This window comes from Bosea sp. RAC05 (assembly GCF_001713455.1).
GTDB lineage: Bacteria > Pseudomonadota > Alphaproteobacteria > Rhizobiales > Beijerinckiaceae > Allobosea.
In genome coordinates this window covers 114540-129931 of the sequence record NZ_CP016464.1, presented here as the reverse complement: position 1 = coordinate 129931, position 15392 = coordinate 114540, and the positions used below count along the sequence as shown (strand labels likewise).

General features: G+C 68.0%; 20 protein-coding genes. 7 read left to right on the top strand and 13 right to left on the bottom strand.

Going from position 1 to position 15392, the window contains the following annotated elements; translation table 11 throughout:
• Positions 1 to 70: 70 nt before the first annotated feature.
• From BSY19_RS04155 to BSY19_RS04095, 13 genes are all read right to left on the bottom strand, one after another.
• Positions 71 to 526: a hypothetical protein gene (locus BSY19_RS04155; protein ID WP_069053043.1), complete on the bottom strand. Its 456-nt coding sequence runs from the start codon at positions 524 to 526 to the stop codon at positions 71 to 73.
• Positions 523 to 1002, bottom strand: a complete 480-nt coding sequence (locus tag BSY19_RS04150) for a hypothetical protein (protein WP_083247386.1) — start codon at positions 1000 to 1002, stop codon at positions 523 to 525. Before BSY19_RS04150 ends, BSY19_RS04155 begins: the two co-directional genes overlap by 4 nt.
• A 3-nt stretch (positions 1003 to 1005) precedes the next feature.
• Complete coding sequence (locus BSY19_RS04145) at positions 1006 to 1638, bottom strand: rod-binding protein (protein ID WP_069053042.1); 633 nt, start codon at positions 1636 to 1638, stop codon at positions 1006 to 1008.
• Positions 1639 to 1746: 108 nt separating this feature from the next.
• Complete coding sequence (locus BSY19_RS04140; protein WP_069053041.1) at positions 1747 to 2145, bottom strand: hypothetical protein; 399 nt, start codon at positions 2143 to 2145, stop codon at positions 1747 to 1749.
• A gap of 6 nt (positions 2146 to 2151) precedes the next feature.
• Entirely contained in the window at positions 2152 to 2904 is a 753-nt protein-coding gene (fliR, locus tag BSY19_RS04135) for a flagellar biosynthesis protein FliR (RefSeq protein ID WP_069053040.1), read from the bottom strand.
• Positions 2901 to 4967, bottom strand: a complete 2067-nt coding sequence (gene flhA / locus BSY19_RS04130) for a flagellar biosynthesis protein FlhA (RefSeq protein ID WP_069056845.1) — start codon at positions 4965 to 4967, stop codon at positions 2901 to 2903. The genes fliR and flhA overlap by 4 nt, the downstream gene beginning before the upstream one ends.
• A 93-nt stretch (positions 4968 to 5060) precedes the next feature.
• The gene (locus BSY19_RS04125) at positions 5061 to 5327 is read right to left on the bottom strand and encodes a flagellar biosynthetic protein FliQ (protein WP_069053039.1); all 267 of its coding nucleotides are present in this window, start codon (positions 5325 to 5327) and stop codon (positions 5061 to 5063) included.
• Between the two features lie 10 nt (positions 5328 to 5337).
• On the bottom strand, positions 5338 to 5607 hold the full coding sequence (locus BSY19_RS04120; protein WP_083247385.1) for a flagellar hook capping FlgD N-terminal domain-containing protein: 270 nt from the start codon (positions 5605 to 5607) through the stop codon (positions 5338 to 5340).
• 57 nt (positions 5608 to 5664) lie between these two features.
• A complete protein-coding gene (gene flbT / locus BSY19_RS04115; protein ID WP_069053037.1) occupies positions 5665 to 6141 on the bottom strand; it encodes a flagellar biosynthesis repressor FlbT in 477 nt (158 codons plus the stop codon).
• Positions 6142 to 6149: 8 nt separating this feature from the next.
• Complete coding sequence (flaF, locus tag BSY19_RS04110) at positions 6150 to 6497, bottom strand: flagellar biosynthesis regulator FlaF (protein WP_069053036.1); 348 nt, start codon at positions 6495 to 6497, stop codon at positions 6150 to 6152.
• Between the two features lie 127 nt (positions 6498 to 6624).
• Positions 6625 to 7677: a flagellar hook-associated family protein gene (locus tag BSY19_RS04105; RefSeq protein WP_069053035.1), complete on the bottom strand. Its 1053-nt coding sequence runs from the start codon at positions 7675 to 7677 to the stop codon at positions 6625 to 6627.
• Positions 7678 to 7682: 5 nt separating this feature from the next.
• Positions 7683 to 9164 carry a flagellar hook-associated protein FlgK gene (gene flgK / locus BSY19_RS04100; RefSeq protein ID WP_069053034.1) on the bottom strand — a complete coding sequence of 494 codons (1482 nt, stop codon included), beginning with the start codon at positions 9162 to 9164 and terminating at the stop codon, positions 7683 to 7685.
• 31 nt (positions 9165 to 9195) lie between these two features.
• Entirely contained in the window at positions 9196 to 10452 is a 1257-nt protein-coding gene (locus BSY19_RS04095; RefSeq protein ID WP_069053033.1) for a flagellar hook protein FlgE, read from the bottom strand.
• A 445-nt stretch (positions 10453 to 10897) separates the two neighbouring features.
• On the opposite strand from BSY19_RS04095, the gene BSY19_RS04090 reads away from it, so the two are divergent.
• From BSY19_RS04090 to flgI, 7 genes are all read left to right on the top strand, one after another.
• The gene (locus BSY19_RS04090; RefSeq protein WP_069053032.1) at positions 10898 to 11572 is read left to right on the top strand and encodes a response regulator transcription factor; all 675 of its coding nucleotides are present in this window, start codon (positions 10898 to 10900) and stop codon (positions 11570 to 11572) included.
• A gap of 149 nt (positions 11573 to 11721) precedes the next feature.
• Positions 11722 to 12102 carry a flagellar basal body rod protein FlgB gene (gene flgB, locus BSY19_RS04085; RefSeq protein ID WP_069053031.1) on the top strand — a complete coding sequence of 127 codons (381 nt, stop codon included), beginning with the start codon at positions 11722 to 11724 and terminating at the stop codon, positions 12100 to 12102.
• Positions 12103 to 12157: 55 nt separating this feature from the next.
• A complete protein-coding gene (flgC, locus tag BSY19_RS04080; RefSeq protein ID WP_069053030.1) occupies positions 12158 to 12577 on the top strand; it encodes a flagellar basal body rod protein FlgC in 420 nt (139 codons plus the stop codon).
• Positions 12577 to 12915: a flagellar hook-basal body complex protein FliE gene (fliE, locus tag BSY19_RS04075; RefSeq protein WP_069053029.1), complete on the top strand. Its 339-nt coding sequence runs from the start codon at positions 12577 to 12579 to the stop codon at positions 12913 to 12915. Before flgC ends, fliE begins: the two co-directional genes overlap by 1 nt.
• 12 nt (positions 12916 to 12927) lie before the next feature.
• The gene (flgG, locus tag BSY19_RS04070; RefSeq protein WP_069053028.1) at positions 12928 to 13716 is read left to right on the top strand and encodes a flagellar basal-body rod protein FlgG; all 789 of its coding nucleotides are present in this window, start codon (positions 12928 to 12930) and stop codon (positions 13714 to 13716) included.
• A gap of 8 nt (positions 13717 to 13724) precedes the next feature.
• Positions 13725 to 14204, top strand: a complete 480-nt coding sequence (gene flgA, locus BSY19_RS04065) for a flagellar basal body P-ring formation chaperone FlgA (protein ID WP_069053027.1) — start codon at positions 13725 to 13727, stop codon at positions 14202 to 14204.
• Positions 14204 to 15322: a flagellar basal body P-ring protein FlgI gene (gene flgI / locus BSY19_RS04060; RefSeq protein WP_069056844.1), complete on the top strand. Its 1119-nt coding sequence runs from the start codon at positions 14204 to 14206 to the stop codon at positions 15320 to 15322. Before flgA ends, flgI begins: the two co-directional genes overlap by 1 nt.
• Positions 15323 to 15392: the final 70 nt, after the last annotated feature.

Below are 15392 nucleotides of genomic sequence, written 5' to 3'. Positions count from 1 at the left end.
ATCCATGAGGGCGTGCTCGACGTCTCCTGGATGGCTTCGCTGCGCTCGCAATGACGGCGACGCCGCTCTGTCAGCCGCGCAGCTGGTCCTTGCGGACGTAGTTGAATTCCTTGACCAGCACGTCCTTGACCAGCTCGCCGCCGAGGCGGGCGTTGACGCCGGTCTTCACCGTCTTCAGCAGCGCGTCGATGTCGACGCGCTCCAGCCGGGAGAAATCGACCTTGCCGTTGGAGTAGATCGCCCGCAGCGCCTCGTCGCGGACATAAGCGTGCGGCTTCACGGTCATCTGGCGGAGCGTGCGGGCATCGGCAGTGAAGACGAACTGCGCCGCGACATAGCCCTGCACATCTCCGTTCGCGATGATCGGCACATGGATCAGCGCGGTTTCCTCGTATTCGAGGCCCTCGAAGAACGGCGCCTCGGTAGCCGGCGGCGTCTCGGCGCGCCAGGTCAGGGCGAGATGGCCCGAGAGCAGCGTGACCCCGCAGACCCAGGCGCCGAGGACGAGCAGCCGCGCCGTGGTCATGAAGCGCGGGCCCGCGGGACCGGCGCCGCCGCGAGGCGGGAGGTCGCGGAATAGGTGCCGTCCGACTCGGCGTCGATCAGCGTGCTCGTCATCGCCGAGGCGATCTCGCGCACCGCCTCGAGATGCATGCCGATCGCCATGCGGTTGTGCTCGAGCTTGAGCCGCAGCGTCGACAGGCGCGCGATCAGCGGGCCGTCGCCGGCCTCGTCGCGCATGGCGCGGAGCGCCCGGCTGGCGTCGAGCAGCAGCCGGCTCTTGATCTCGTTGAGGCGGTTGAAGTCGGCGCTGCGCAGCGCCATCAGCTCGCGTGTTTCATGATCGATCGCCTGTTCGAGGCGGTCGAGCACGGCCCACATGGCGCGGGAGGCGGCGCTGGGTGCTGCGGGCTCCTCCTGCATGGTCACGGGCGGGGGCACCAGCGCGGGGAGCGTGGCCTGGATGTCGGCGAGAGCGGTGGTGTCGGACAGCTCGGTCATGGCTCAGGCCTGTCGGAAGTTGGAGCGGGCGACGCCACCGGAGCTTGCCGGCTTGGTCAGGTTGAGGAAGCGCTGCTCGACCGAGAGCGGGATGGCGAGGTCGCGGGCATTGGCGCCGGCGATCCGGCCGTCGAGCAGCTTGTGCGCGGCGGCGACGGCGCCGTCGGCGGAGCCCGTGGTGTTGCGGGCGGCGATGGCGGCCTCGACCTTCTCGCGCAGGCCCAGCCCGCCCGCCTTGGCGATCTGGTTGGCGATCTGCTCGGAGAGCATCGAGCGCCAGACGCCGCCGGCGGTGCCGCTGCCGAAATTGTTCGCCGTCGCCTCGGGCATCATCTGCTCGATGAAGGTCTGGATCACCTGCGCCTCGAACTGCTGCATGGTCTTGGCGGTCTTCGAGGGGACGGCCGGGGGTGCGCTATCGAGTTTTGCCGGCGCAAGAGCGGCGAATTTCTCGCGGGCGCCGGCGAGGCCGGGCATGCCCCCGGCCGGCGCGGCCTCGTCCACCGCGGCGGCGAACTGCGTGCCGGCGATGCCGTTGCCGAGCTTCTGGAGCCGGTCGACGGCGAGCTGCAGGCGCGCCGGATCGGCGGCGCGGGCCACGTCGAGCACGATGTCGGACGGAGGAGAAATCGCCATTGTCACCTTCCAGGGTCGTTGAACGATCTGGTGTCGATGATGGCGGATCAGGCTTGTTTCAGGCTTGCGGGCGGGAGGTGTTTCGGCGTCCGTCGGCGGCTCCAGCCCTCAGAGCGTTGCCGCCCGCTGGCCTTCACGCGCGTCCATGATCTCGACGAGCGCGCCGTCCTGGTCGGCGCGCAGCTTCACCTTGCGGAGATGGTCGGCGAGGCGGGCGGTTCGCTTCTCGCGGCCCGTCTCGGCGAGGACCTGCTTCGCCTGGACGATCGCCGCCGCCTCGAAGCGCGCAGCCGAGACTTCGGTCCGGTGCAGGCGCCGGGCGGTCATGTCGGCGAAGAGCCCGGCTGTGGGCCCCTCGCCGTTGAGCGCGGCGACCAGCGCGCGGGATTCGGCGCGCGCCGCGGTGGCCTGCAGCTCGATCGCCTTCTGGCGCCATTCCGCGAGCTTGCGGATGCGCGACTGGATCGACAGCATCCGCTCGATCGCCTTGAGGCGCTGGCCCTGCATCGCCGCTCAGCCCCGCGCCAGCCAGGTGGAGAAGGCGGTGATGAACAGGCTCAGTGCCTCCGGCCCCGAGAAGTAGAGCAGGAACAGCCCGCCAGCGATGACGAAGGGCAGCGAGATGAAATAGACCGGAATCTGCGGCGTCAGCTTGTTCATCAGGCCGATCGCGAGATTGACGATGACCGCATAGATGATGAAGGGGCTGCCGACGCGCAGGGCCAGATTGAAGGTCTCGGACGCCCGGTCGGCGATCTGGATCAGCCCGGCCTGGGCGTCGAGCGGCGTGCCCGGCGCGATGCGGCTGTAGGAGCCCGCCAGCGCGCGGATGACCTCGGCATGCTGGTTGGTGACGAACATCAGCGTCGCCGCCGTCAGGGTGATCAGCGTCACGAAGGGGGCCGAGGCCTCGGCCTCGTCGATCGGCAGGCCGGGCAGCTGGCCGAGGCCCGCGGTCGTCGCCATCGCGGTGGCGATGGTCTGGAGCGCCAGGAAGAAGAAGCGCGCCATCAGCCCGATCAGCGCCCCCGTCATCGTCTCCGCGAGCACGACGCGCAGCAGCGTCGCCGGGCCGGGCGAGACGAGATGGGCGAAGGCCGGCAGCACATAGGGCGCGAGCGCCAGCGTGACGCCGACCGCGATCATCAGCCGGAAGCGGACCGGCACGCGCGGGCTGGAGAAGCCCGGCATCAGCATCAGGCAGGCGCCGATGCGGCAGAAGATCAGGAAGGCATGCAGCACCGTGTCGGGCGTGAACGGCGTCACGAGATGGTCCCCAGCAGGTTGACCTCCAGCCCGCGCGCGATCTCGACATGGGAGAGGACGGGCAGCGCCGGGAAGATGCGCTCGACGATCATGCGCACGTAAGGGCGCGCATCCGGGCTGGTGACGAGCACGAAGCTCTGGCCCTGGTCCATGCGGGCGCGGATCGCCGCCGTCGCCTCGGCCGCGAACTCCTCGATCAGGCGCGGATCGATATCGAACTCGACGACCTCGCCCTTGGCGTCGCGGCGCAGGCTCTCATGGAAGGCGAGGTCCCAGCGGTTGCCGAGCCTGAGCATGTTGAGCACGCCGCCCTGGGTGAGGTCGCCGCAGATCTGCTGGGCCATGCGCATGCGCACATGCTCGGCGATCTGCTCGGCGCGGCGGACATGGGGCGCGATCTCGGCGACGACCTCGAGGATGAGGTGGAGGTTGCGGATCGAGACGCGCTCGGCCAGCAGCAGGCGCAGCACCGCCTGCAGGCTCGAAAGCGACATATGGGCCGGGCAGATCTCGTCCAGCAGCTTCTTGTATTCCGGTCCCAGCCGGTCGAGCAGCGCGCGCATGTCCTTGTAGGACAGGAGCTGGCCGAGATTCTTGCGGATCGTCTCGCTGAGATGGGTCAGCAGCACCGAGAGCCGGTCGACCGGCTGCATGCCCTCGCGCCGGACCTCGTTGGCATAGCTTTCCGAGACCCACATCGCCTTGACGCCGAAGGCGGGCTCGCGGACCTCCTCGCCCGGCAGATCGGGCAGGCGGCCGTCGCCGACGACGACCAGCATGCTGCCGGGGCGCATCTCGCCCGTGGCGGCGACGGTGCCGTGGATGCGAAACTCGTAATGCTTGGGCGGCAGCGTCAGGCTGTCGGAGAGTTTGATCTCGGGCACGACGAAACCGTATTGCTGCGCGAATTTCTTGCGCATCTTGCCGACGCGATGGGCCAGCTCGCTGTGCGAGGTCAGCATCTCGGCGGCGAGCTGCTTGCCGAGGCTGAGCTCGATCTCGGCGGTGCGCAGCGATTCCTTGATCGTGTCCTGGCTCTCGCGCACGGCCTCCTCGGCCTCCATGGCGCGGATCTCCTCGGCGGCTGCGGCGCGCTCGGCGTTGCGCTTGGGAATCGTGTAGCCGACGAAGGCCATCAACCCGCCGAGCAGCGCAAAGGGCAGAAGCGGCAGGCCCGGCACCAGAGCCAGGATCACCATCAGGAAGGAGGCGACGAAGAGGGCGCGGGGGTAATGCCCGAGCTGGCCGAGGATCGCCTGCTCGGCCGTGCCGCGGGTGCCGCCCTTGGAGACCAGCAGGCCGGCGGCGAGCGAGACGATCAGCGCCGGGATCTGCGTGACGAGGCCGTCGCCGACCGCGAGCTTGACGAAGACGTCGGCGGATTGGGACAGCGACATGCCGTGGCGGGTGACGCCGATGATGATGCCGCCGAGGATGTTGACGGCGGTGATGATCAGCCCGGCGATGGCGTCGCCGCGGACGAATTTGGAGGCGCCGTCCATGGCGCCGAAGAAGGAGCTCTCCTCCTCCAGCTCGTGGCGGCGGCGCTGCGCCTCGGGCGCGTCGATCAGCCCGGCCGAGAGATCGGCGTCGATCGCCATCTGCTTGCCGGGGATGGCGTCGAGGGTGAAGCGGGCACCGACCTCGGCGATGCGGGTCGCGCCCTTGGTGATCACGATGAAGTTCACCGTCACGAGGATGATGAAGACGATCAGGCCGATGACGAAGTCGCCGGCGATGACGAAGCGGGCGAAGCCGTCGATGATGTAGCCCGCCGCATGCGAGCCCTCGTTGCCATGCGAGAGAATGACGCGCGTCGTGGCGATGTTGAGGGCCAGCCGCAGCATCGTCGCGACGAGCAGGATGGTCGGGAAGGAGGAGAATTCGAGCGGCTTCTTGATCCAGAGCGCCACCATCAGGATCAGCACCGAGAGGGCGATCGAGAGCGCGAGCCCGATGTCGATCAGGAAGGCCGGGATCGGCAGGAACAGGATCGAGAGGATGCCGATGATGCCGATGGCGAAGCCGATGTCGCGGCGGCTGGCCGGCGGTTCGCCGGCCATCGCCCTGGGCGCGACCTTGCCGGTGATGAGATGGGGCGTGGCCATTCTGGCACCCTGTCCTGTCGTCGGAAATGCGCGCCCGTCGGCGCGCGGTCAGAAGCCGCGCTCGATGCGCCCGTAGACGCGCTCGGTGAAGGCGAACACCTGGGCGCCGGTGAAGGCGCCTGTGGCCGCCATCACGATCAGGATGACGACGATCTTCGGCACGAAGGTCAGCGTCGCCTCCTGCACCTGCGTCAGGGCCTGCATCAGCGCGATGATCAGGCCGATCGCCATCGCGGCGGCGACCGCCGGGCCGGCGCCGACGATGATCGCCCAGACCGCGTCGCGCATCAGATCGAGGGCGTCGGCCTCGTTCACGGCCGCCGCCTCAGGCTTGCGTCGTGGCGGGCTTCAGCGCCGCGATGCCGGCGATGATCTGGTCGAGCTTGGCGTTGGCGGTGACCGACTGCTCGACCTGCGAGAGCGCCGCGAATTGCTGGACGTATTGCGCCGGATCGGTCGGGTTGGTCGGGTCCTGGTTCTTGGCCTGGGCGATCAGGAGCTGGAGGAAGGTGTTGTAGTCGCCCATGGCGTTCTTGGTGCTCGTCGACGTCGAGCTCGTGCTCGTCGTCGTGCTCGGGATGCTGCTCACGTCCATGATCGGCTCCATCGGGCCCGGTGTGGCGGCCCGCCGGTGGCGGCGGACCCGGTTTCGTCAGGCGAGCGCGGCCTCGCACCGCAGGGGCGCGGCGGCGGCAGGCCTCAGCTTCGCCGACAGGCTAGGCTCCGTGGCCTGCCCGGAGCTTGCGAGGATGGCGGCCTCCGCCGGATAAAGCGCCCGCAGCTGCTTCAGTGCCTCGAAATGGCGCTCCTCGGCGATGAGGCGGTCGACCGCCTGGAGGCCCAGGAGCACGTCGGCATCCTCGAAGATGCAGGCGGTGGTCATCAGCATGCGGTCGAAGAGCAGCCGGGCGGCGCCGGCGTTCTTCGGGTCGATCAGCATGGTCTGGACGACGAAGTAGAGCTGCCGCAGCGGCGTCGTCGTCTCGTCGGGCTGGATGACATGGGTTTCGAGCAGGAAGGTCGCGTCGTTCATCAGCTCGAGGCTGACCTTGCGGTCGAAGCGCAGGATCGCCCCGTTGATGTAGATCTTCTCGTTGGCGCGCAGAGAGAGGTTCATCGGCTTGCCCATCCTCCGGTTCAGGCGAGGCTGTCGCGGATCATCTTGTTGACGTCGATGACCGACTCGAAGTCGTCGGACTGGCCGAGCCGCAGCGCCTCGCCCTGGCGCAGGGCGAAGAGGCCGATCGAGATCAGCGAGGCGCGCAGGCTCTCGGGCAATCCGTTCTCGGCGCTGCCGAGATCCTCGATCAGCAGCGTCCAGAGCCGGCGCAGGAAGCCGACCGCCTCGATCGTCTCCGGCGAGGCCGCCCCGGTCGGGCGCGCCTCCTCGAGCAGGGTCACGGCGTGGTCCAGCGCGCGCCATTCCTGGGTGCGGGCGAGGGCGTAGTCATCCGCGGCCATGGCCGCATAGGAGCTCTGATACATGGGGCATCTCCGGACGGTGGACGGGAGGGCGTGGGCGCGCAGCCGCCCGGTCGCGCCGGCGGGGCCGGAGCGGGCGGTGAGCGCGGAGGGCGGGGCGCCCGGCGGCGTGGAGCGGCCGGGCGCGGGGTCAGCTCATGTATTTCAGGATGTTGAGCTGCTGGATCCTGACGGTGAGCGCATAGGCGGTGTCGAGCTGCGTCGTCAGATCGGTGACGCGGACATTGGCCTCGTAGGGATCGACGTTCTCGAAGGCCTGGATCTGCTTGGCGACGATGTCGCGCTGGATGGTGAGCCGCTCGCTCGAGACCTTGACCCGCTCCTCGATGGCGCCGAGCTGCGCCTGCGTCGCGGTGAGGCCGAGGATCGCCTTGTTGACGCTCTCGATGCTGGCGTCGACGACGGCGCGGAAGGCGTTGGTGTTGAGGGTCTGAGTGCCGAGGTCGTAGGCCATGGTGTAGGCCATGGCGAGGTCGCGCATGGTCTGCGTGTTGGCGTTGGTCGACACCTCGACGACTTCGCTGAGCGAGATCCGGCCGGTCATGTTCTGGTCGATCGCCGAGGACCAGTTCGTGTTCCAGGCCGGACTGGCGAACTCCGCCGGCAGCACGGTCTGCAGGAAGGTCGTCATGTCGGCCTGCGTGATGTTGGCGACCGCGGGCGCATTCTGGGCGAAGCCGAAATAGCCGGCGAAGGCGGCGTCGATCGCAGCCTTGTTGCCCGGGGCCGGGGTGGTGAAATAGTCGGTCACCGGGCGCTGCTGGGTGTTGATGCCGGCGAAGAGGAACTGCCCGCTGGACGAGGCGTTGAGCGACGCCGTCAGCGCCTGCAGATTGTTCTTCGCTTCCGATTTCAGGACCTCGGCGCCCTTGTCGCCGTCGCGCACGCTGATCAGCGTGGCGAGGAACTGCTCGGCGGTCTCGCGCATGCCGTCGAGCGCCTTCTGCGTCACCTCCAGACGCGAGGCGACGAGGCCGTTGGTGTCGACGATGCCGTTCAGCCGGTCGTACTGGTCGCGCAGGCCGACGGTCTTGCCGGTGCTGCCGCCGAGCGTCAGGCCGATATCGGCATGGCGCAGCGTGGTCGATTCCGTGGTGGCGTCGGCCAGGCTGTCGCGGGCCTTGGCGACCGCGTTGCGCAGGGTGCCGGAGAGCGAATAGTTCGAGATGAAGCTCGTCTTCATGGTCGTTACCTCACGGCCTGCAGCAGCGCCTCGAGCATCCGGTCGATGGTCGAGATCAGGGTCGACGAGGCGTTGAAGGAGCGCTCCAGCTCCATCATCAGCGTCATCTCCTCGTTGATGTCGACGCCGGTGACGTTCGACAGCGCGGCCGTCGTGCGTTGCAGCAGCGCGGTCTCGTAGCCGAGCGTCTGTGTCGAGGTCTGGCGCTGCGCTTCCAGCCAGCCGACGGAGGAGCCGGCGAAGCCGACGAGGGTGTCGGTCGGGTCGGCGTCGGTGGCGGGGTCGAAGTTGCGGCTGGTGCCGAGTGCGGTCAGCAGGCCCTGGATGCGGTCGGGGAAGCCCGCCGCGCCGCTGGCATTGTAGCTGTAGTTGGGGTCGAGCGGGTCGGAGATGCCGCCGTCGCGCAGCCGGTCGAGATCGCCGCCCTGGGACGGGTCGGCATTGGCGTTGATGCGGATCGTGCCGGCCAATCCCGCGACCGTCACACCGGTCGCCGGAATGGCGGCCGGGCCGGGCGGCGGGCCATAGGTGAAGAGCCCGGCCTGGTCGGGACCCACGCCGGTCTGGTCGCTCTCGGCGAAGACCTCGATCAGCCCGCGGGCGATCTCGTCGAGCTGGCTCTGATAGGTGACGGTGATCTCGTCGCGCACAATCGCCGAGCCATGGATCTGGCCGGATTTCAGCGGCATGATCGCGTTGGGGCCGGTGACGGGCACGCCGTCGACATAGACCGCGTTGCCGGCGGTTCCGGCCCCGAGCGCGAAGCTCGGCGCCATCGTGACGCTGCGCGGCACTGTCTCGAACAGGGTCACGCCGCCATCGGTGTAGATCACCATGTCGTTGTTGGGCCGCGTCGCCACGCTGATGCCCATCTCCTCCGAGAGCTGGGAGAGGATGCGGTCGCGTGTGTCGAGCTGGTCGGTGATGTCGGCGCCGGACTGGCTGCCCTTGACGATGGCGCGGTTGGCGGCCTCGAACTCCTTGAGCAGGCCGTTCACCCGCTCGACGCCGAGCGCCATGTCGGCATCGGCCTGCTGGCGAACGGTGCGCACCGCCTCGCTGGCGGCGTTGAGGCTGCGGACCATCTCGGTCGCCTTGGTCAGCACGTTCTGCGCGAGCAGCGGATCGTCCGGTGTCACGCCATATTGCTGGAGGGCGTTGGTCAGCGCGCCGAGCTTGGCCGCCAGCGACTGGTCGAGCTCGGGGTCGTCGACCGTGGCTTCCAGCTGGTCGAGCGCATCGACGATCGCCTGCTGCCCGGAGGTGGTCGCCGTGGAGCCGAGCTTGGCCGCGAAGAGCACCGAGTCCATCGCCCGGCTGATCGAGGCGATCCTGACCGCCCCGCCATAGGTGGTCACCAGCGTGCCGGCCTTGCGGTTGTAGTTGGGGTCGTCGGCGCCGGCGACGTTGCGCGAGAGTACGGAGGTCTGCGTCGAGGTCGCGGTCAGGGAGGACTGCGCCACGTTCAGGGCGGATGACAGGCTCATGGCAGGGTCCCCGTCTCGCTTTCGGCTGCGCTCAGCGCTTCAGGTTGACCAGGACGTCGAGGATTTCCGAGCCGGTCTGGAAGACCTTCGAATTCGCCGTGTAGCTGCGCTGCGACTCGATCATCGCGGTCAGCTCGGTGGCGAGGTCGACATTGGACTGCTCGAGCGCGCCGGAGCGGATCGAGCCGAAGCTGCCGCTCTCGGGGAAACCGACGATGACGTCGCCCGACATGTTGTTGACGGAGTAGACATTGCCCGATTGCGGGGTCAGCTGGTCGACGCTCGGCACGGTGGCGAGCGGGATGCGGTAGGTCGCGCGCCGGGCGCCGTTCTCGAAGACGGCGTAGACGGTGCCGTCATCGGCGATGTCCACGCTCTCGACCGCGCTCGGCGCGTTGCCGTCGACGGCGAGTTCGAGCGCGGTCTCGCCGGTCGCGACCTGCGAGACCTGGCTGAAGTCGATCGTGGCGGTGGCGCCGCCGGGGATGGCGACGGTGAAATTCGCCGGCGCCGTGGTGAGCTGGCCGGTCGGCCCGAAGGCGAGTGCGACGTTGGCGAGCGGGCCGCCCGCATAGGGGAAGCCGCCGGCGGTCGCGCCCGCCTGGTCGAAGACCACCGCCTGCCAGGCGTCGGGCGCCGTGCCGGTCTTGGCCATGTAGACGTCGAGGAATTTCTTGTTGCCGAGATTGTCGTAGGCGACGATCGAGGCCTTGCTCGAATAGGTGCTGCCGGCGACGTTGTCGGAGGGCAGGGTGCCCGGCGCGATCACCGCCGCATTGGAATCGAGCACGCCCTTCAGCGTGCCGCTCACCGTCGGGTTGGCCTCATAGGCGACATTGGCGAGGTTGATGCGCTCCAGCCCGTCGAGGCTGTTGGCGACGACGGTCGGGTCGCCATTCTGGATCGGGTAGCCCATCAGGTAGAAGCCCGCCGAATTGACCAGCTCCTGGCTGCCGTTCTTCACGAAGGCGCCGGCACGGGTCATGTAGGGCGTGCCGCCGGCATCGGTGACGACGAAGAAGCCGTTGCCCTTGATGGCGAGGTCCGTCTTCGAGGTCGAGCCCATGATCAGGCCCTCGTCGGAGATCGCGTAGCGCGTCGTGGTCTCGACGCCGCCGGAATTGTATTCGCTGTGGTTCCCTTCGGAGATCAGCGATGAAAACTCGGTCGAGGCCCGCTTGTAGCCGACGGTGTTGACGTTCGCGATGTTGTCGCTGACCGCGCCCAGCTTGCTGCCCTGGGCGGCCATGCCGGATACGCCGGTGCGCATGATCCCGAAAATGCTCATCTGCCGATCTCCAAGCCAAGCTTTCGAGGCTCATCTGATCTGGAGTTGCTTGCCCGAAGCTTTCGCCGGACGGTGTCAGGATTTTTGATTCAATTTTGATAGAAACGTGTCGATGAATACGACCCGATTCGACTCCTTATACTATAGGCGGTCCGGCGTGCCGCGAGCCGCGGCCGGCGGCAGGCATGCGAGGTGCCGTTTGGTCAGCAAGAAGACGCGCGGGCGACATTGGTCTCAGGCGCGGTCGCGGCTAAATTTCGAAGGTTAAGGAACGGTGTATCCTTTTTCATAAATCCGTATAACGGTCTTTAATCGAGGTTTCCGCAGTATTTCATCTGCCGTCTCATCATGTCGATCTTGCATTGACCATGACGAAGACGATCCCTAGCGTCATGCTGCTTCCAGTTCTTTCGAGGGGGAGTTGTGCCGATGCTGGGGGGTATCCATGTATATCGTCATCGATGACCGGGTTCTCGTCACCGAAGGATATCAGTCTCTGTTTACGGGCGAGGGCGTTCCGGCGATCGGCTTCACCCCGTCGCGCTTCCAGGAATGGGTCGAGGATACCTCGGCCGATCATCTCAGCAGCGTCGAGGCGTTCCTGATCGGCGACTGTGCCGAGCGGTCGACCTTCCCGACGATGATCCGCCGCCGCTCGCAGGCGCCGGTGATCGCCATGAACGAGGCCTCCTCGCTCGAAAAGACGCTGGAGCTCTTCGCCGCCGGCGTCGACGACGTGGTCCGCAAGCCGGTGCATGTCCGCGAGATCCTGGCCCGGGTGAACGCGATGCAGCGCCGGGCCGAGAAGCGCCGCGCGACGGATGACGAGGTCACGATCGGCGAGATCAAGGTGCATTTCGACGGCAGCGACCCCGAGGTCGCCGGCGAACAGATGGCGCTGCCGCGCCGCGAGCGCCGCATCCTCGAATTCCTGATGCGCAACCGCGGGCGCTGGGTGACGAAGACCCAGGTCTTCAACGCCGTCTACGGCCTGTTCGATGCCGAGGTCGACGAGGCGGTCGTCGAGAGCCATGTCAGCAAGCTGCGCAAGAAACTGCGCGAGCGGCTCGGCTACGATCCGATCGAGTCCAAGCGCTATCTCGGCTACACGATCTCCTGACTTACACCCCGGCCGCAGGGCCGGGGCCGGCTTGGCCGCACGGTCCCGACAGTCTTCGTTTCGTCTTCGTCTCCCCCGGTTCCATCGAGACCAGCTTCACGCAAGTCAATCCTCCTAACGTCGTCTGGTCACGACAACGGAGGCTTCCGGTGGAGCCGATCCATCTCTTCGATCTCGCCGCCCAGCAGTCGCGCTGGCTCGCCGTTCGACAGAACGCCGTCTCGCAGAACATCGCGAATGCCAACACGCCGCGCTATACCGCGCGCGATGTCGAGCCCTTCGACGCAGTGGTGCGCAAGACCACGCTGTCGCTGGCGGCGACCGCGCCGAACCATATCAGCTCGACGCCGGCCGAGGCGCTGACGGCCCGGCCGCGCAAATCGGACAGCTGGTCGACCGTCCATTCCGGCAATTCGGTCAGCCTCGAGCAGGAAATGCTCAAGGCGGGCGAGATCAGCCGAAACCACGCCTTCACGACGAACATCGTGCGCAGCTTCCACCGGATGATGATGACCGCGATCAAGGGCTGATCAGCCCCGCGCAAGCATTCGCTGCTCGAATACTGTCCAGAGTGAGTACAAAGCCATGATCGACCCTCTCGACGCTTCGATGAAGATCGCCGGTGCCGGCCTCCAGGCCCAGTCGACGCGGGTGCGCGTCGTCTCTGAGAACCTGGCCAACGCCCAGGCCACCGGCACGACCCGCGGGGCCGATCCCTATCGGCGCAAGACCGTGACCTTCGAGAGCGCGATGAACCGGGCTCTCGGTGTCTCGCTCGTCAAGATCAAGGGCGTCGGCGTCGACAAGGCGCCCTTCCGCGTCGAGTTCGAGCCGAGCCATCCGGCCGCCGACGAGAAGGGCTACGTCAAGATGCCCAACGTCTCGCTGCTGCTCGAAATGGCCGACATGCGCGAGGCAAACCGCTCCTACGAGGCCAACCTGCAGATGATCAAGCAGGCGCGCTCGATGCAATCCATGACCATCGATCTTTTGAGGAACGGCTGATGCTCAACGCGATTTCCGCTCTCGCGCCCGCCGCGAGCCATCTCACCCAGGGCCTGTCGGGCCTCACCGGCGCCAGCCTGCGCCAGGGCGCGGCCACTGCTGCGGGCGCCGCCCAGCCCGGCGCCGATTTCGGCTCCGTCTTCGCCAATGTGGCGCAGAACTTCGTCGACAAGCTCGCCGAGGGTGAGAGCCAGGCGGTCGCCGGAATCCAGGGCAAGGCGGCCGTTCAGGACGTCGTCCAGGCGGTGATGTCGGCCGAGCAGTCGCTGCAGCTCGCCATGGCGATGCGCGACAAGGTCGTCGGCGCCTACCAAGAATTCATGCACATGGCGATCTGAGGACCGAAGCCGATGAAAGTCCTCGCCATCGCGGCCACCGGCATGAGCGCGCAGCAGCTCAATGTCGAGGTCATCGCCAACAACATCTCCAACATCAACACGACGTCGTTCAAGCGAGCGCGGCCGGAATTCACCGACCTGCTCTACCAGACCGAGCGTTCGCGCGGCGTGCCCAATCGCGGCGGCGACGGCTCGATTCCCGAGGGCGCTTCGCTCGGGCTCGGCGTGCGGGCGGCGGCGATCCGCAACCTGCACATCCAGGGCGCGATGACGCAGACCGGCAACCGGCTCGACCTCGCCATCGACGGGCGCGGCTGGTTCAAGGTCACGGCGCCCGAAGGCGAGACGCTCTATGCCCGCGCCGGCACCTTCAACACCAATGCCGATGGCGACATCGTCACGGCCGACGGCTATCTGCTCGATCCGGCGATCCGGGTCCCGGCCGATGCGGTCGACGTCACGGTCAACGAATCCGGGCTGGTGCTCGCCAAGATCCCCGGCGAGGTGCAGCCGCGCCAGCTCGGCCAGATCACGCTGGCGAATTTCGCCAACGATGCCGGGCTCGAGCCGCTCGGCGGCAACCTCTACCGCGAGACCGTGGCCTCGGGGCAGCCGACCGACGGCAACCCGACCGCGATCGGCTTCGGCAAGCTGCGCCAAGGCTATCTCGAGGCGTCGAACGTCGACCCGGTCAAGGAGATCACGGCGCTGATCGCGGCGCAGCGCGCCTATGAGATGAACGCCAAGGTCATCACCGCCGCCGACCAGATGGCCGGCACCGTCTCCAACGGCATCCGGTGAGGCGCACCATGGCCGGCCAGACACTCCGTCCGCAGGGCCTCGCCGCGGCCCTTCTCGCCGCCGCTCTCGGCCTGCTCGCGGCCGGCCCGGCCCAGGCCAACCCGGCGGCGGTGACGCTGCCGGTCCCGGCGGTCACGCTCTATCCGGGTGACGTCATCGCCGATGTGCATCTGGTCGATCGCGCCTTCCGGGTGGCGGGGCGGGTGGCGGTGGACAACCGGCTCGCTTTGGTCGGCAAGGTCGTGCGGCGCACGCTGCTGCCGGGCCAGCCGATCCCGCTCAACGCGGTCGACGATCCCAAGGTGGTGCGCCGCGGCGTGCCGACCCAGGTCGTGTTCCGCGAGAGTGACCTCGTCATCACCGGCATCGTCGAGCCGATGGCCTCGGCCTCGGTCAACGAGATGGTCAAGGCGCGCAATCCCGACACCGGGCTGATCGTGGTCGGCGTCGTCCAGGCGGACGGCACGATCCGCGTCGGGAGCGAATGATGACGCTCGCCTCGCGACTGATCGTCGGCCTCTGTGCGTTCGCCCTGGCGCTGAGCGGTGCCCTGCCGGCCCGCGCCTCGGTGCGGATCAAGGACATCGCCGGGCTGCAGGGCGTGCGCGACAACCAGCTCGTCGGCTACGGCCTCGTCATCGGCCTGCAGGGCACGGGCGACAGCGTGCGCAACTCGCCCTTCACCGGCCAGGCGCTGCAATCCATGCTCGACCGGCTCGGCGTCAATGTCCGCAATTCGGCGCTGCGCACGCGCAATGTCGCGGCGGTGATCGTGACGGCGGATCTGCCGGCCTTCGCCGGACGCGGCAGCCGCATCGACGTCTCCGTCGCCTCGATGGGGGACGCGACCTCGCTGCTCGGGGGGACGCTCGTCGTCACCTCGCTCCTGGCGGCGGACGGGCAGACCTATGCGCTGGCGCAGGGCCGCCTCAACGTGTCGGGCTTCTCCGCGCAGGGCGAGGCCGAGCGGCTGACGCAAGGGGTGACCACGGCCGCGCGCATTCCCGGCGGCGCGCTGGTCGAGCGCCAGATCCCCGACCAGCTCGCGACGCTGCATGTGCTGTCGCTCGAGCTGCGCAATCCTGATTTCGTCACGGCTGAGCGCGTCGCCGGCGCGATCAACGCCTTCACCCGCGAGCGCTACAAATCGACCGTCGCCTTCGCGCTCGACCACCGCACGATCAGCCTGACGCGGCCGCCGAACATGTCGACGGCGCGCTTCATCGCCGAGATCGAGCGGCTGACGCTGGAGCCGGATTCGCCTGCCCGCGTCGTCGTCGACGAGCGCACCGGCACGGTGGTGATCGGCCGCGACGTCAAGATCTCCACGGTCGCCGTCACCCATGGCAACCTGACGGTGCGCGTCACCGAGACGCCGATGGTCTCGCAGCCGGAGCCGCTGAGCAACGGCCAGACCGTGGTGGTGCCGCGCACGCAGATCGAGGCGCAGCAGGGCAATGGCCGGCTCGCCATCATCAACGGCGCCAACCTGCACACGCTGGTGCGCGGCCTCAACCAGATCGGGCTGAAGCCGGCGGGCATCATCGCGATCCTGCAGGCGATCAAGACCGCGGGCGCACTCCAGGCCGACCTCGTCGTCCAATAGTGCCGGGGGCGGGCGCCGGCCTCGTGCCGCGCCAGCCCCGCGAAAGCGCCGCCCGCTAGAACCCAATCGT

What these genes read in the sequence shown, in the direction of transcription:
- flaF (WP_069053036.1), bottom strand. Translation starts at nt 6,497, where the DNA reads ATGTATCAGAGCTCCTATGCGGCCATGGCCGCGGATGACTACGCCCTC.
- flgA (WP_069053027.1), top strand. Translation starts at nt 13,725, where the DNA reads ATGGCCGGCCAGACACTCCGTCCGCAGGGCCTCGCCGCGGCCCTTCTC.
- BSY19_RS04090 (WP_069053032.1), top strand. Translation starts at nt 10,898, where the DNA reads ATGTATATCGTCATCGATGACCGGGTTCTCGTCACCGAAGGATATCAG.
- fliE (WP_069053029.1), top strand. Translation starts at nt 12,577, where the DNA reads ATGCTCAACGCGATTTCCGCTCTCGCGCCCGCCGCGAGCCATCTCACC.
- flgC (WP_069053030.1), top strand. Translation starts at nt 12,158, where the DNA reads ATGATCGACCCTCTCGACGCTTCGATGAAGATCGCCGGTGCCGGCCTC.
- flbT (WP_069053037.1), bottom strand. Translation starts at nt 6,141, where the DNA reads ATGGGCAAGCCGATGAACCTCTCTCTGCGCGCCAACGAGAAGATCTAC.
- flgG (WP_069053028.1), top strand. Translation starts at nt 12,928, where the DNA reads ATGAAAGTCCTCGCCATCGCGGCCACCGGCATGAGCGCGCAGCAGCTC.
- BSY19_RS04095 (WP_069053033.1), bottom strand. Translation starts at nt 10,452, where the DNA reads ATGAGCATTTTCGGGATCATGCGCACCGGCGTATCCGGCATGGCCGCC.
- flgI (WP_069056844.1), top strand. Translation starts at nt 14,204, where the DNA reads ATGACGCTCGCCTCGCGACTGATCGTCGGCCTCTGTGCGTTCGCCCTG.
- BSY19_RS04150 (WP_083247386.1), bottom strand. Translation starts at nt 1,002, where the DNA reads ATGACCGAGCTGTCCGACACCACCGCTCTCGCCGACATCCAGGCCACG.
- flhA (WP_069056845.1), bottom strand. Translation starts at nt 4,967, where the DNA reads ATGGCCGGCGAACCGCCGGCCAGCCGCCGCGACATCGGCTTCGCCATC.
- BSY19_RS04120 (WP_083247385.1), bottom strand. Translation starts at nt 5,607, where the DNA reads ATGGACGTGAGCAGCATCCCGAGCACGACGACGAGCACGAGCTCGACG.
- flgK (WP_069053034.1), bottom strand. Translation starts at nt 9,164, where the DNA reads ATGAGCCTGTCATCCGCCCTGAACGTGGCGCAGTCCTCCCTGACCGCG.
- BSY19_RS04145 (WP_069053042.1), bottom strand. Translation starts at nt 1,638, where the DNA reads ATGGCGATTTCTCCTCCGTCCGACATCGTGCTCGACGTGGCCCGCGCC.
- BSY19_RS04140 (WP_069053041.1), bottom strand. Translation starts at nt 2,145, where the DNA reads ATGCAGGGCCAGCGCCTCAAGGCGATCGAGCGGATGCTGTCGATCCAG.
- BSY19_RS04105 (WP_069053035.1), bottom strand. Translation starts at nt 7,677, where the DNA reads ATGAAGACGAGCTTCATCTCGAACTATTCGCTCTCCGGCACCCTGCGC.
- BSY19_RS04155 (WP_069053043.1), bottom strand. Translation starts at nt 526, where the DNA reads ATGACCACGGCGCGGCTGCTCGTCCTCGGCGCCTGGGTCTGCGGGGTC.